The sequence below is a fragment of the Alcaligenes sp. SORT26 genome (assembly GCF_017377875.1).
Taxonomy (GTDB): Bacteria; Pseudomonadota; Gammaproteobacteria; order Burkholderiales; family Burkholderiaceae_B; genus Alcaligenes; species Alcaligenes parafaecalis.
In genome coordinates this window covers 3,920,989-3,934,859 of sequence record NZ_CP070975.1, presented here as the reverse complement: position 1 = coordinate 3,934,859, position 13,871 = coordinate 3,920,989, and the positions used below count along the sequence as shown (strand labels likewise).

At 58.3% G+C, this 13,871-nt stretch carries 10 protein-coding genes and 1 other RNA gene; 1 reads left to right on the top strand and 10 read right to left on the bottom strand.

Features of this window, described 5'->3' with window-relative positions:
• The 8 genes from JYG33_RS17950 to JYG33_RS17915 form a co-directional block, all read right to left on the bottom strand.
• Positions 1 to 807 carry an ABC transporter ATP-binding protein gene (locus JYG33_RS17950; RefSeq protein ID WP_207873484.1) on the bottom strand — a complete coding sequence of 269 codons (807 nt, stop codon included), beginning with the start codon at positions 805 to 807 and terminating at the stop codon, positions 1 to 3.
• The gene (locus JYG33_RS17945) at positions 800 to 1,840 is read right to left on the bottom strand and encodes an ABC transporter substrate-binding protein (RefSeq protein WP_207873483.1); all 1,041 of its coding nucleotides are present in this window, start codon (positions 1,838 to 1,840) and stop codon (positions 800 to 802) included. The genes JYG33_RS17950 and JYG33_RS17945 overlap by 8 nt, the downstream gene beginning before the upstream one ends.
• A 104-nt stretch (positions 1,841 to 1,944) precedes the next feature.
• Complete coding sequence (recR, locus tag JYG33_RS17940) at positions 1,945 to 2,556, bottom strand: recombination mediator RecR (protein WP_207873482.1); 612 nt, start codon at positions 2,554 to 2,556, stop codon at positions 1,945 to 1,947.
• On the bottom strand, positions 2,556 to 2,882 hold the full coding sequence (locus tag JYG33_RS17935) for a YbaB/EbfC family nucleoid-associated protein (RefSeq protein ID WP_207873481.1): 327 nt from the start codon (positions 2,880 to 2,882) through the stop codon (positions 2,556 to 2,558). Before JYG33_RS17935 ends, recR begins: the two co-directional genes overlap by 1 nt.
• Before the next feature lie 42 nt (positions 2,883 to 2,924).
• On the bottom strand, positions 2,925 to 5,390 hold the full coding sequence (gene dnaX / locus JYG33_RS17930) for a DNA polymerase III subunit gamma/tau (protein WP_207873480.1): 2,466 nt from the start codon (positions 5,388 to 5,390) through the stop codon (positions 2,925 to 2,927).
• Positions 5,391 to 5,505: 115 nt separating this feature from the next.
• Positions 5,506 to 5,603, bottom strand: an RNA gene (ffs, locus tag JYG33_RS17925) — signal recognition particle sRNA small type.
• Between the two features lie 16 nt (positions 5,604 to 5,619).
• On the bottom strand, positions 5,620 to 8,922 hold the full coding sequence (locus JYG33_RS17920) for a UvrD-helicase domain-containing protein (protein WP_207873479.1): 3,303 nt from the start codon (positions 8,920 to 8,922) through the stop codon (positions 5,620 to 5,622).
• Positions 8,922 to 11,570, bottom strand: coding sequence for a PD-(D/E)XK nuclease family protein (locus JYG33_RS17915; RefSeq protein WP_207873478.1), 2,649 nt, complete (start codon positions 11,568 to 11,570; stop codon positions 8,922 to 8,924). Before JYG33_RS17915 ends, JYG33_RS17920 begins: the two co-directional genes overlap by 1 nt.
• A 108-nt stretch (positions 11,571 to 11,678) precedes the next feature.
• On the opposite strand from JYG33_RS17915, the gene JYG33_RS17910 reads away from it, so the two are divergent.
• Positions 11,679 to 12,491, top strand: a complete 813-nt coding sequence (locus JYG33_RS17910; protein WP_207873477.1) for a TOBE domain-containing protein — start codon at positions 11,679 to 11,681, stop codon at positions 12,489 to 12,491.
• Here the strand turns inward: JYG33_RS17910 and JYG33_RS17905 are convergent.
• Together JYG33_RS17905 and modB are read right to left on the bottom strand one after the other, a co-directional pair.
• Positions 12,481 to 13,182, bottom strand: coding sequence for an ATP-binding cassette domain-containing protein (locus tag JYG33_RS17905; protein ID WP_207873476.1), 702 nt, complete (start codon positions 13,180 to 13,182; stop codon positions 12,481 to 12,483). The genes JYG33_RS17910 and JYG33_RS17905 overlap by 11 nt on opposite strands.
• Complete coding sequence (modB, locus tag JYG33_RS17900) at positions 13,182 to 13,859, bottom strand: molybdate ABC transporter permease subunit (RefSeq protein ID WP_207873475.1); 678 nt, start codon at positions 13,857 to 13,859, stop codon at positions 13,182 to 13,184. The genes JYG33_RS17905 and modB overlap by 1 nt, the downstream gene beginning before the upstream one ends.
• Positions 13,860 to 13,871: the final 12 nt, after the last annotated feature.

Below are 13,871 nucleotides of genomic sequence, written 5' to 3'. Positions count from 1 at the left end.
TCAGGCACGCTTTTGCTGGGCATAACCCTTCAGAACTTCATCACGCAAGACGGCCCAGATTGCCGCATGCAATTCGACAAAGCGGGGGTCATTGCGTACTTCGGCCACGTCGCGAGGGCGTGGAAGATCGACATGAAATTCGCCGATGGGATGAGTGCCCGGCCCGGCCGACAGAACCACCACCCGATCGCTCATGGCAATGGCCTCGTCCAGGTCGTGCGTAATGAACAGCACGGCTTTACGCTGCGCCATCCAGATCTCCAGCACTTCGTTTTCCATCAATTGACGGGTCTGAATGTCCAGCGCCGAGAATGGCTCGTCCATCAGAATGATGTCGGGATCACGAATCAGGGTCTGAGCCAGCATGACGCGTTTGCGCATGCCGCCAGACATTTGATGCGGGTAACGATCCCCGAAGCCACCCAGGCCAACTCGCTTGAGCCAGTCCTGCGCACGGGCGCGGGCTTCGTCCTGCGGGACACCGGCAAACTCCAGACCGGCCATCACGTTGGACTCGGCACTGCGCCAGGGCATCAGTGCTTCGCCCTGGAACATGTAGCCAGCGCGCTCGTTCACCCCTTCCAGGGGTTTGCCAAACACGCGCACTTCACCTGACGAAGGGGTCAGCAAGCCTGCCCCTACGTTCAGGAGCGTGGACTTGCCGCAGCCTGTTGGCCCTACAACCGATACAAACTCGCCTGGCGCAATGTTCAGACTGGCATCACGGACGGCGGTGTAAGTACCCTTGCCATCACGCGATGCGAACACACAACTGATGTTGTCTAAGGAAAGTGCTGCCTCAGACATTGGGGTACTTCTTGTTGGCATTGTCGACAAATTCGTTGGTAAAGATCTTGCTGGTATCGATCTTGGATGCGTCCAGATTCGGCACAAAAGCGGCCAGTGCATTCAAGGCGGTAGCGGGGCCATCTGCATCTACGCGGCCATCGGGCGAGAGCGCTTCTTTATTGGCGTCCAGACATTGCTTGTAAAGCTCTACGTCACCCAGCAGGTAGGTAGCAGGCACGGTCTTGGCAATGGTTTCGGCATCATTGGCCTGAATCCATTTGTCGGCACGCACGATGGCATTGGCCAAAGCCTGAGCCGTGTTCGGGTTCTTGGTGATGAATTCTTCAGACGCGTACAAGCAGGCCGAAGGCATATTGCCGCCAAAAATGGTCTTGGTGTCGGCAACGGTACGCGTGTCAGCAATAACGCGGACTTCGTTTTCTTTCAGCAAGGTGCCAATAACCGGGTCCAGGTTGGCCATGGCATCGATCTGACCCGTACGCATGGCGGTCACGGCACCGGCGCCAGCGCCTACACCGATAAAGGCCACGTCCGACGGTTTCAGACCGTTCTGTTCCAGATAGAAGTTGACCATCATATTGGTCGAGGAACCCGGTGCAGTCACACCGATTTTCTTGCCTTTCAGGTCGGCTGGCGACTTATAGTCAGGCATCGTCTTGTTGGACACAGCCAGAACAATGGCCGGTGCACGCCCCTGCTGCACAAAGGCACGGTACATCTGCCCTTTGGACTGCAAGTTGATAGTGTGTTCAAACGCACCCGATACCACATCGGCGCTACCGCCCACGACGGCTTGCAGGGCTTTGGAGCCTCCGGCAAAGTCCGCCACCTTGACTTTGAGACCTTCGTCATCAAAGTAGCCATTGATCTCGGCAATGGACAAAGGCAGGTAATAGATCAGCGCTTTGCCACCGACGGCAATCGTGATGTTCTTTTTTTCGATTTCTTGCGCACGGGCCAGAGTTGGCAAGGACAGCGCCAGTCCCGATGCTCCAACCAGTTTGAGTGCATGACGACGTGTCAGTTTCATGGCAATCCCCTTCTTGTTGTTGGTCATTAACTTTTTAGGTTTAATACTTATACTAAAAACAAAAGGGGGTGTCCCCCCCTTGTCCACTAAGCGGTCAAACCTGATTAGGTGGCGCGACGCTCCATTAGCGCCCAGGCAATGGTACTGGGGTCTACATACTCCAGTTCGCTTCCCGCTGGCACACCGCGGGCCAGACGAGTCACTTTCAAACCTTGGCTACTGAGCATCTCCGCCAGATGATGGGCGGTGGTTTCGCCCTCTGCGGTGAAATTAGTCGCTAGTATCACTTCCTGCACTTGGCCATCACCAGCTCGCTCTAGCAAGCGGTCAAATTGCAAGGCATCCGGGCCTATGCCTTCCAGCGGCGTCAAGCGCCCCATCAGCACATAGTAAAGGCCTCGATAGCCATGCGTGGCCTCGATCATGTTTTGATCAGCAGGCGTCTCCACCACACACAACAACGCCGGATCACGGCGGGGATTGGCACAGGTTTCACAGATAGGTTGAACAGTGAAACCATTACAGCGCTGACAGTGCTGCAATGCCGTAGTGGCATGTTCAAGAGCGCGGCTCAATTGGTCGGCGCCTACCAGATCGTGTTGCAACAAGTGGTAGGCCATGCGGCGAGCACTACGCTCGCCCACACCGGGTAGCCGACGCAGAGCCTGGATCAGAGCCCGAAGCGGTTCGGGCTCAGCGATCTGCGGTTCGTTCATTAGAACGGCAGCTTCATACCGGGTGGCAGTGGCAGGCCAGCGGTCACACCCGCCATTTTTTCCTGCGAAGTTGCCTCGGCTTTGCGCTGTGCATCGTTAAAGGCAGCAGCAATCAAATCTTCCAGCATCTCTTTTTCGTCTTCCAGCAGGCTGGGGTCGATAGAGACGCGGCGCACATCATGGCGGCAGTTCATGGTGACCTTGACCAGACCACCACCGGAAACGCCTTCGACCTCGATCTCGGCCAAGGCTTCCTGGGCCTTTTTCATGTTTTCCTGCATTTGCTGCGCCTGGCGCATCAAGCCGGCAATCTGACCTTTCATCATGGTTTGGTTTTCCTGATTGATTTAAATTGACAAGGGGCCATTTCAGGCGGCCCGAACCAAAGGAGTTGCCTTGATCGACCCTGCTTTGACGCTACCGTCAAAATCCTGGATCAGGCTCAAGACAAAGGGATCCCGGGTAACTTGCTCTTCAGCCTGCCGTTGGCGTTCGGCCAGCTTGGCCTGCTCCACGGCATGCGCGGTGGCATCACCGGTATCCCCGTATTCGATCACCAACTGAATGGACTGGGCAAAGTATTCCGACAAGACGGTGCGCAAGCGCGCTTTGCCCTGGCTGCCTTCAGTGGCCTTGATTTTGGCACGCAGGTGAATTTCCTGCCCTTTCACACCCAGCCATTCGCTTTGACGAGCCAGTTCAGCGGCCCAGCCACTTAATGGCAGACTGGTGGCGACATCGGGCCAGGTCTCTGCTTTCATCCCACCCAGACGCACCACACGGGGGCTGTCCGAGCCGCTTTGCGGTACGGGCAAACCCAGTTCGGTGTCGGGCATGAAACGATCAGACATGGACACGGAGGGCACATCGCCCTCTTCTTCGGCCAGGGCCGCGTCCATATCCAGGGGTTGATAATTCTCGAACTCTTCGTCCATGCCCTCGGACACCCAGGCGGGCTCTTGCTGGCCATCCTGAGTCGCTACCGCAGCGGAAGCGTCCTCTGCCACGGGCTCCACACGAGTGGCAGCCTGGGCCTGGGAAGACATCAGGGGTTGAGCGCTACTCTTGCCCTGAGCTTTGGAAGGTTCTGCGGCAGGGTCGGCAGAGGAGTCTACCTGGCCTGCGGAGGTGGACTCTGCGGCTGGCTGGGCTGACGGAGCGGAAGGCGTTGATAGCGCTTGGGCGGCTTCAACAGCGCTGTTGTCAGCAACTGCGGTCGCAGCTTCTTGAGGCTGACTGGTCGCGGAACGGGCGTCAAAATTTGCATCCGCTGGGGCAGACTCTGAAGAGTCATAGCTGACCCCTGCACCGGCAGGCTCAGGAGCATCTTCCCAGGCAGGGACAAAATCGTCGTCCGCAGGAATGGATTCTTCGACAGGCGCTGCTTGGGCTGCATGAGCACTAGCAGAGTCAGCGGCCGGAGCGTCTGCAGGGGCAGAGGCTTGTGCCTGCTGAGACGCAGCCTGTGGATCAGACACAGGCGGAGTTGTTTGCACTGCATGTGCCGTTTGCGTGCTCGGCTCTGTTTGGGCACCCTGCGCAGCTTTCTGTACAGGCGCGGCAGAAGCAGCGGCATCAACAGGGACTGCAGAAGCAGCCACTGAAGCAACTGGAGTTGTCGCAGGAGCGGGAGCAGCCTGAGCCGCACCAGCACCAGCACCAGCACCAGCACCAGCACTAGCACTAGCACTAGCACCAGCAGTATCAGACCCCGAAGGCCCTGCTGGCGGTGGCACATAGGCCGAGACAGGCTCGGGCAACAAGGCCAGCATACGCAAGCACGCCATCACAAAACCGGCGTACTCATCAGGCGCTAAAGACAGCTCCTGGCGGCTATGCACGGCTACCGAGTAAAACAACTGCACATGATCAGGCGAGAGCGTAGGCGCCAATTGCCGCACCGCCGCTGCCAAGGGATCATCATCCGAAATCGTGCCGGGAATGCGTTGCTCGATGGCGATACGGGACAACAAGGTTGCCAGATCAGCCAGAGCGCCCGAGTAAGACAGACCACGCAAGGCCAGATCATCGGCCACACCCATAATGGCCTGCGCATCGTAAGCGACCAGCGCTTGCAGCAATTGCGCCAGGTGGCGTTGATCAATGGTGCCCAACATGGCTTGCACGGCCTGAGCGCTAAGATCGCCAGCACTATAAGCAATGGCCTGATCGCTAAGCGACAAAGCATCTCGCATGGAGCCATCGGCTGCCTGCGCCAGCAAACGCAAGGCGGGCAGCTCGAACTGCATTTTTTCCTGGGTCAGAATGTCTTGCAGGTGGCCCACAATCGCAGGCACTGTCATCTGCTTCAAATTGAATTGCAGACAGCGCGACAAGACTGTGACCGGGATTTTTTGCGGGTCCGTGGTCGCCAGAATGAATTTGACGTGCGCTGGCGGTTCTTCCAGCGTCTTGAGCATGGCGTTAAAGGCGTGCCCGGTCAGCATGTGAACTTCGTCAATCATGTAGACCTTGTAACGGCCCGAGCTGGGGGCGTAGACCGCCTGCTCCAGCAACTGGGTCATTTCCTCCACACCCCGGTTGGAGGCAGCGTCCAGCTCTACATAATCAATAAAGCGGCCAGCATCAATTTCCGTACAAGCGCGGCAAACGCCACAGGGCTTGGAGGTGATGCCGGTTTCGCAGTTCAGCGACTTGGCCAGAATACGCGACAAGGTGGTCTTGCCCACGCCGCGTGTGCCTGTAAACAGCCAGGCATGGTGCAGGCGCTGGGTATCCAGAGCGTGCGTCAGTGCGCGCACCACGTGGTCCTGACCAACCAGGGTGTCAAAGGAGCGAGGGCGCCACTTGCGGGCCAGAACGAGATAGGTCATGCGAATTCCGGACGGCGTGAACCATCAATACAAATAAGCGAAAGGAAAAGTGTACCGGATTCGGTGCTGAAGGGAAGCAGATAGACCGGGCGCGCATAACCCGATAAGCAAATGAAGTGGCGAGCCTGACTCCGGCACTGATTCTGCACGGCTGTGGCTGCTTCGTTCCCGACCTGACCAGATTCACCGCCGAACCATGCGGAGGGGCCCGCCGACCAGTAGTGTAGCATTAATACGGCAGCCAAAGATCGGCCCTCGGGAAATAAAGCGCAGCCTGCGCGGGGCGTCCATCCAGAGCCTGCACCTGCTCACAATAACGCTGTAATTGCGGTGCATAACGCAGCAGCATGCGCGCCGCAAAATCGTCCTGGCTTTCATGCTCGGCAGGCCGTCCGGTCTTGTAATCCACAACCAGCCAGTGATCCTCCTGGGAAATCGCCAAGTCAATAATCGACACCCGACCGCTGACATCCAGCAAAGACCATTCGCGGTACGCACGGGTAACACCCAGCAACCAGCGGCCCCGTTCGGTCTGTACGGTTGCGGCAATCGCCTCAAACAAGGATTGGGCCGCCTCATCCAGATAGTTGGCAGGCACCCCGGCTCGCAACAATTGACGGCGCATCACGCTGCGGCCTTGTTGCAAACGCTCTACTGGCCATTGCTCCAGTCCTTCACGCCCCAGCTTTTCCAGCCAGTCGTGGGCAACGGTCCCAATGGCTTTTTCGTGGGTCGTGTCCAAAGACCACTGCCAGCTTTGATATTGCGAAGTCGCTGCCTGCAACTGCTCGGGAGGCGCTGCAGGCAGGCTGAGGACACGCTGCAACAAGGCGGCAGAGCTCTGCCCTGCATTTTCTTGCAACACGCCTTGCTCGGCTTGCCAGACGGGGGCTTCCGGCTGAACCAGTACCGGCCAGACACGGCTTAACAAAGAGCGACCATCCGGGTCACGCAGGCCTTTATCCTGAGTGATGCTCAGCTCTGCAAACAAATGCAGTTCCTGACGAGCGCGGGTTAAGGCCACATACAAGAGGCGGTGGCTTTCCTGCTCCGCCCGGATACGCTCCCGTGCAGCCAGAAACTGCGAGACCGGGTCACGCTGCTCACTGCCTTTATGACTGATCGGTCCCAGAATCAGGCGCTCGGCGCTATGCTCCAGGCGGATCAAGGGCTCGGAGTCCGCAGCAGACTGTTTATGCAAACCAAACAAGATGACGGTTTCAAACTCCAGGCCTTTGGATTTGTGAATCGTCATCACCTCCACGGCCTTGCCCGTGCCTTGCGGCGTGGCGTACAGGGATTCCACGCGGGCCTGCAACTGCTGCTGATCGGGCGGCCCGTACGGACACAGCTCTTCCAGCAGCCGCAAGACTTGTTCCGCATCTGCCTGATCGGCCAGGCTTGGGTACACCTGCGACCCGCCCAAACGCGTCCAGCACTCCTGCACCCAGCCCGCAAAAGGCATCAAACCACTGCGATTACCCCGGTCCAGCAGAATTTGGCAGGCAAACAAAAGACGGGCACGCTCATTCGGCTCCCAGTCTTCAAAATCCTGATTGTGTGTTAGCTCGGCCAGGGTCTGCGTCGGATGCAAGGCACACAGGCGATGCAGGCTGTCCAAGCGCAAACCGATCAAGGGAGAACGCAACACAGACAGCCAGGCCAGACGATCAGCCGGATGCGCCAGCGCACGCACTAGCTGCACCAAATCCGCCACCACAGGACGCTGCTGCAAAGGCTCCAGCTCTACCGCTCGACACGGTATGCCCTGCTCGCCCAGTTTGCGTACCAGACCATGCAAGTGTGAGCGCGCCCGCACAAGGATGGCTACCGGATGTTCGCTCTCCTGATAACGCTCCAACGCCTGCGCCGCACATTGCACTGCTTCCTCGACAGCCCGCTCCTGCGCTGCTTGCTGTGAAGGCACCGCATCCTCACCACGCGCAACCCGAAAATGCCAGGAAGGATGGAACTGCACTGCCCATTCAGGAATATCAGGTTTGAAAGCCGTGGAATGTTCATACGTCACCATGCCCAGATCCGGGTCAGGTTGAGCCGGGAACAGTTGCGCCCCCACCTTGTTCACCCACTCCACCAAACGCGGGTGCGAGCGGAAGTTATTGCTCAGGTTCAGCGGCTCCAGCTCTACCTCACCCAGACATCTGGCTTGCCAGACCTGCAGAAACAAGCCCACTTCGGCTTTGCGGAAGCGGTAAATGGACTGCATGGGGTCGCCCACCAAGAACAGGCTACGCCCGTCGTCCGGCTCCCAACCACTGGTCAAGCGCTCCAGCAATTGCACTTGAGACTGGCTAGTGTCCTGGAATTCGTCCACCAGCAAATGGCGTATGGATCTGTCCATGCGCAGCAACAATTCGCCCGGCTCGTCGGCATCGCCCAAAGCCTGCAGCGCACGCTGGGCGATCTCGGTGAAGTCGACCTCGGCCTTCTCGGCAAAGCGCAGCTTCAGTTGCGCCGCAGCCAGCCACAAGACCTGAATCAGATTAGAGAGCACCTCTTGCTGCTGTTCGGAATACTGGGCAGGCAACAAGCGGGCACTGGCCAGGCGCGAAATCCAGGGCTCCATCCCCAGGAAATTGCCCAGCCATTCGGTCAGCATTTCTTTTTGAGCGGTTTTAGGTGGGAAACCATTACGCACCGTCAGGCTTTTACGTAGATCGCCCTTATCGGTCAGCAACAAGGCGGCCAAACCGCGCCAGCGCGGCAAATCGTCCATGACTGGGGCCAAGTTATCGCCTTGCCAATCTGCCAGGGCCAACACATCACCGCTTTCCAGATTCGATGCCGCAAAGCAGGCCAAGGGCGCCAGGGTTCGCGCCCAGCCGGGGGGAAGGCAGTCACTTAATTGCTGTAACTGCTGCTCTACCACCTCGCGCAAACTGTCTTGCAAAAGCGCCACATCACCGCCCTGACCTACCGCGGGCAACCACTGATCCCGGCTAGCCAGCATACCGGCCAACAGTGCCTGTGCCTGGAGCAAGTTGACATCCATATGCTCCAGAAAACGCGCCACGCTGGGTACGCTTTCAGCCATTTCTAACGTGGCCCAAGCGGCGGCTTCGTAGTGCTCCTGAGCCTTGTCGGTAATGGCGGGCACGCCGCCCAAGCCGGTAATCCAGGGCATGGCACGCACCAGGTGCGCACATAAGGAGTCAATCGTACGGATACTTAGACGAGCCGGGTAAGCCAGCAAATCCCACTGTTGCTCTTGATTGCGCTGCATGGCGGCACGTGCCAATTCCCAACTACGCACCCGGTACGGTTCGGCTGGGCGTTCCTGATCCGCCGCGGCCAGTTTTTCCAGTACACGAGCGTGCATTTCAGCCGCCGCCTTGCGGGTAAAGGTGATGGCCACAATTTCTTCTGGCCGCTGAACACGAGCCAGCAAAGCCAGAATGCGGTCAGTCAGTAATTCCGTCTTGCCCGAGCCTGCGGGTGCCTGCACCAGAAAAGAGGACTCGGGGTCCAGCGCCCGTGCACGGGCTGGGCTATCGCTAGGGGCTGTCAGCATTACACCTCTCCTCCATTGTCCTGGAGGTCTTCCTGGAATAAACGTAAAAAGGGCAAAACATCGCAATACAGCAAATCGTTGCGGTTCCAGATCTGATTGGCTGCCTGCCCTTGCAGGAACTCATCAGCCAGACCTTCCACCGCCTGCTTCCACTGGGCAATTTGTGCAGTCCACTGCTGCGCGCTTTCCAATTCGGTCAGGCCTTCAATCTCCATGCCGGGAGCAGCCAAACCGCTTAAACCTACTTGACGGGCATGCAAGCGCACAAAGGCCAAACCACTGACAGTTCTGCCCTCGTCTTGCAAGGCAGCCGCATAAAACGGCAGTTGCAGATTTACGGGTCTAGGCCGCAACCAGTCTTTATCAGGTCGCAGCTCGCCTATGCCGGTTTTGTAATCCATCAGCAATTGTTCGCCATCGGCCAGATCATCCAGGCGATCCAGACGCAGATTCAAGCGCAGCAGACCACGGTTCCAGCTCAATTCGTGCTCCGTCGCCCCCAATGCGAATGGGGGGCGCTGGGCTTCTTGATGGGTGTACTCACTTAACACCGCCAGACCACGCTCCATCTCCAGACTGCGCAGCACCGGGCCATAATCTGCCAACTCTTCCTGAGCCGCCTGATCGACGCAGGCTTGCACCACATCCTGCAAGGAGCCCTCGCCGATCAACTCATGCAAGCTGTCCTGATCCTTCACTCGCAGCCAGAACAATTCGACAGCACGGTGCAAGAACATGCCACGCGTATTCATGTCACCCACACGGGCGTAATCCGGCAAAGCCTGTCCGTGCAAACGGAATTTCACAAAAGCCCACAAGGGATTACGAGCCTGTGTATCCAGCACACTGATCCCGCCACGTATGCGCTCTTCCATGCGCAAGCTGGGGCCTTGCTCATCCAATAAAGCCTCTTGCGCAACGGCCTGTTCGGCCTGCACCGCCCAAGGCATATCCAGTACCGGCCAATGAACAATCAAGGGGCTGGGCCTGAGCTCTTGCTCCCCCTGATGCAAAGGTGCGCTCAGCAAAACCTGATTTCCACAGCGCAGCAAAGCGGCGAGCATCCAGCGCGCCCATTCCAGCTCTCGTTCCGGTGTACTGCGAGGAGCCTGCACCCGACGCAACACCTGGGCTGGAATCAAGGGATTCGGTTTGACAGCCGCAGGCAAAATATCGTCCGTCAGACCCAGAACCCAGACTGCATCCCAGCGCCCGCCTTCAGCCTCCAGAAAACCCAGCACATCCAGACGCGATTGAGGATCACGTTGCGGCTGGAACAGGTTTTCACGGGCCATGCGAGCCAAGGCACTTTGCGCTTTCAAAGCACTGATGCGACCCAAGACTGGTGCTTGCTGCGCCAGTTGCAGCAGCAGGGTTTCCAAGGCCTCCAGGGTTTGAAACTGGGCACTGTCCAGACTACTGGAGCCCGGAAAGCCCAAGGCTTCCAGACACTGCCGCATGACCGAGGCCCAGGTATCCACACCTTGAGCACCGGCTGACACAGACTCGAAACGCTCCATCGCCTTGCCCCAGGCCAAGGCCAGTTCGGGCGTGTGGTGGCTGAGCATATCGGCAAATTCTTTACGGCTCACTTGCGTGATGCGATTGTCGCGCCAGGCCTTATCAATACGAGCACGGCCTCCGGCCTCGGACTGCTCGGCCTGACACGCCCCCAGACGCAAAGCCTCGCCCAGCATGGCCGGTTCTGCCTGCGCTTTGGTCGCCAACGTAAACAGGGCTTTCAACCAGGCCAGGGCCGCTTCGACGACCGGCCACTCTGCCAGGGATCGGGCAGCGGCCACGTTATAAGGCAAAGCACCGTGATCGGTCTGCATGGCCTGTCGCAACAAGCGGTGCACCAGCGGCAATTGTGTTTCCAACTGCGCGGCCACAATGGCGACCGTACGCTTCGGGTCCTCATCCACTTGACGACGAGCCCACTGCACGGCCAAACGCCATTCGGTATCGGCATCTTGCGCCTGCACCCGGTGTACCTGATTTGCCGGAGCCTCTTCATGCTCCAGACGCAAAATCTCTACCCCCATTTCCTGCAAGCCACTTAATAAGGCCTGCAAGCGCGGCGAGTACTCGTGGAAACCATGCAGCACCATATGACGATGACGTATGTGCAAGGCTCCGGCCCTGACCGCGTTCAGCACACGCCCAGCGGCCAGATTCGCGTCATCCAGATCTGCCTGCTCCAGGCTTTGTCGGTAATGCGCACGCCACTGCAAGAGACGCTCGAAGTCCACGCTGGCTTCGCCGGGATTTAATACAATATTCCATTCATCCAGCAAGGCATCGGCTTCGCAGGCCAGACGCGCCGCCTGCCCAACGTCCAGGAAATAGCCCTCTTCCTCGCACTGCTCAATACTGTGTTCCCAGCGCTGCAAGGCGGCAAAGCGATCCATCTGATGCGCGGCCGGTTGCCATTGCTCGGAAAAACAAAGCTGGTCGCTGGCCTGCCCCAGCCAAGCCCCCAAGGGCACAATTTCTGGAACCGCTACCGTCCCCCCTGCTCCGGCAAGGCGGGCCGACAAATGGCCCAGCAAACGGCGGGCATAGCGCTTGTTCACGGTCAGGACGACCGTCTCGGCACTATTGAGCTCCTGCAATTGAGCCATGGAAACAGTGGGGGTGTCGTACATAGAAAAAACCAGTTAAGGTTGCAAGAAAACAGAACGGCCAGCAGCGCTGATCCGGCCATTGTACCGGCGCTCTATCCCTAGCTCGCTCTCGCCCTTACACTTATCACCATGTCTAGTTCACACACTCCCAATACCGAATTAACCGGCAGCCTGTCGCTGCGCACGGGCGACCATACCTGGGGCAGCGCCCGTCGTATGGCTTTGCTGGCCGCCATTGCCGAGCTGGGCTCGATCTCTGCCGCTGCCCGCCATATTGGCATCAGCTACAAAGCGGCCTGGGACGCCATCGACATCATGAACAATATGGCGGGCGAGCCACTGGTGCTGCGCAGTACTGGCGGCCACCGTGGCGGTGGCGCCACCTTGACGCCCAAGGCTGTTGAATTGCTGGAGCTGTACCAAACCTACGACCGGCTGCATCAGCGTTTCATGAGCCGTATCGGTCGCTTAATGCCTTCAGTGGCCACTCAGATGGAGTTACTCCAAACCATGATCATGCAAACTTCTGCTCGCAACCAACTACCCGGTGTTGTTACCACGATCAAAACGGGTGCCGTCAACGACGAAATTCATGTAGATATTGGCCAGGGCCAAACTGTCGTGGCGTCCATCACACGAGAAAGCACGGAAAACCTGGGCCTGCGCGAAGGACAGAAAGTACTGGCTTTCCTGAAAGCGTCCTCGATCATGATTGGTACTGGCGATACGCGCGACTCGCTGTCCGCCCGCAACCAGTTGCCCGGCAAGATTACCGATGTCATCGCCGGTGCAGTAAATGCGGAAGTGCGTCTGGAACTGCCTCAAGGGCTGACCGTGACGGCCAGCATCACCCTGGACAGCACACAGCGTTTGCACCTGGAAGCAGGCCAATCCGCCTATGCGCTGTTCAAAGCCTCCAGCGTGATGATCGCTACGCTGTAGCCAGTTCCAGATCAGCGCTGGTACAGCGCTCTATGATGCGTCCATCGCGAATGCGGTAGACCTCTTGGGCCAAGGCCCTGGCATCTTCAGGATCATGCGTGATCAAAATGGTGGGAATATCGATCTGGCTTTGCAACTGAGCCAGTTCGGCCCGCAAACGGGCACGCAAATCCTGATCCAGGGCCGCCAAAGGCTCATCCAGCAACAGCAATTGTGGCTTGATTGCCAAGGCTCGAGCCAGAGCACAACGCTGCTTTTGCCCGCCCGATAGCTGGGCAGGATAGCTGTTCAGCACAGACTCCAACTGAAACGCCTCTACCCAACGCTGGGCCGCCGCAGGCATGTCCCGCACCGAGCGGTTGAACAAGCCCGTGTTCAGGCCAAAGCAGATATTCTGCGCCGCTGTCAGATGCGGGAACAGACCGTAATCCTGAAACAGATAGGCCACCCGACGCTCGCGCGGTTTCAGATTGATGCCTTTTTCAGAATCAAAATAAACCTGATCGCCAATCTGGATGCGGCCATGGTCGGGACGCAACAAACCGGCCACGCTTTGCACCGTCAAGGATTTACCCGAGCCCGACGGCCCGTACAAGGCAATATGCCGGGCCTCGGTTTGAATCTGTATATTCAGCTCGAAACGACGGGCCTCGCTGACCACAGTGCGTTGAATCTGTACATTCAGGCTCATTACATCCCTCTTTTACGACGTACATGGCGCGGTGACAAAGCACTGGTGCTCCACAGAACCAGCACGCAGGTAATCGAAATGATAGCGACCAGCACCAAGGCTTGCTGATCCTCGCCCGCCTGCACCGCTTCATAAATGGCAATCGACATAGTCTGGGTACGCCCAGGTATGCTGCCTGCAATCATCAGGGTGGCCCCGAACTCGCCCAATGCACGGGCAAAGGCCAACAAGACACCCGCCATAATGCCACGCGCCGCCAAAGGCAGGCTGACACGGAAAAAAATGGCCAGGGGTTTCAGGCCCAAGACGCTGGCTGCATTTTCCAGTCGCGGGTCCACGTCTTCAAAAGCTGCACGAGCCGCTTTCAAAATCATGGGAAAGGCGACGACTGTTGCGGCAATGACGGCGCCCTGCCAGGTAAAGACCAGCTCAATCCCCATGCTGGAGAGCCACTGCCCTACAGCGCTTCGTCGCCCCAACAAGACCAGCAGGTAATAGCCGATCACGGTGGGCGGCAAAACCATGGGCAAGGTCAGAATGGAGTCGAGCAGGTCACACCAGCGCGACCGCCAGCGCGACAAGGCATAGGCAATGCCTATGCCCAGCACGCAGGCGAACAAGGTCGCCCAACCGGCGACCTTAAGCGATAACCACAAGGGAATCCAAAGTGAAGTCATCCTGCTATCAAA

What these genes read in the sequence shown, in the direction of transcription:
- JYG33_RS17950 (WP_207873484.1), bottom strand. Translation starts at nt 807, where the DNA reads ATGTCTGAGGCAGCACTTTCCTTAGACAACATCAGTTGTGTGTTCGCA.
- JYG33_RS17945 (WP_207873483.1), bottom strand. Translation starts at nt 1,840, where the DNA reads ATGAAACTGACACGTCGTCATGCACTCAAACTGGTTGGAGCATCGGGA.
- recR (WP_207873482.1), bottom strand. Translation starts at nt 2,556, where the DNA reads ATGAACGAACCGCAGATCGCTGAGCCCGAACCGCTTCGGGCTCTGATC.
- JYG33_RS17935 (WP_207873481.1), bottom strand. Translation starts at nt 2,882, where the DNA reads ATGATGAAAGGTCAGATTGCCGGCTTGATGCGCCAGGCGCAGCAAATG.
- dnaX (WP_207873480.1), bottom strand. Translation starts at nt 5,390, where the DNA reads ATGACCTATCTCGTTCTGGCCCGCAAGTGGCGCCCTCGCTCCTTTGAC.
- JYG33_RS17920 (WP_207873479.1), bottom strand. Translation starts at nt 8,922, where the DNA reads ATGCTGACAGCCCCTAGCGATAGCCCAGCCCGTGCACGGGCGCTGGAC.
- JYG33_RS17915 (WP_207873478.1), bottom strand. Translation starts at nt 11,570, where the DNA reads ATGTACGACACCCCCACTGTTTCCATGGCTCAATTGCAGGAGCTCAAT.
- JYG33_RS17910 (WP_207873477.1), top strand. Translation starts at nt 11,679, where the DNA reads ATGTCTAGTTCACACACTCCCAATACCGAATTAACCGGCAGCCTGTCG.
- JYG33_RS17905 (WP_207873476.1), bottom strand. Translation starts at nt 13,182, where the DNA reads ATGAGCCTGAATGTACAGATTCAACGCACTGTGGTCAGCGAGGCCCGT.
- modB (WP_207873475.1), bottom strand. Translation starts at nt 13,859, where the DNA reads ATGACTTCACTTTGGATTCCCTTGTGGTTATCGCTTAAGGTCGCCGGT.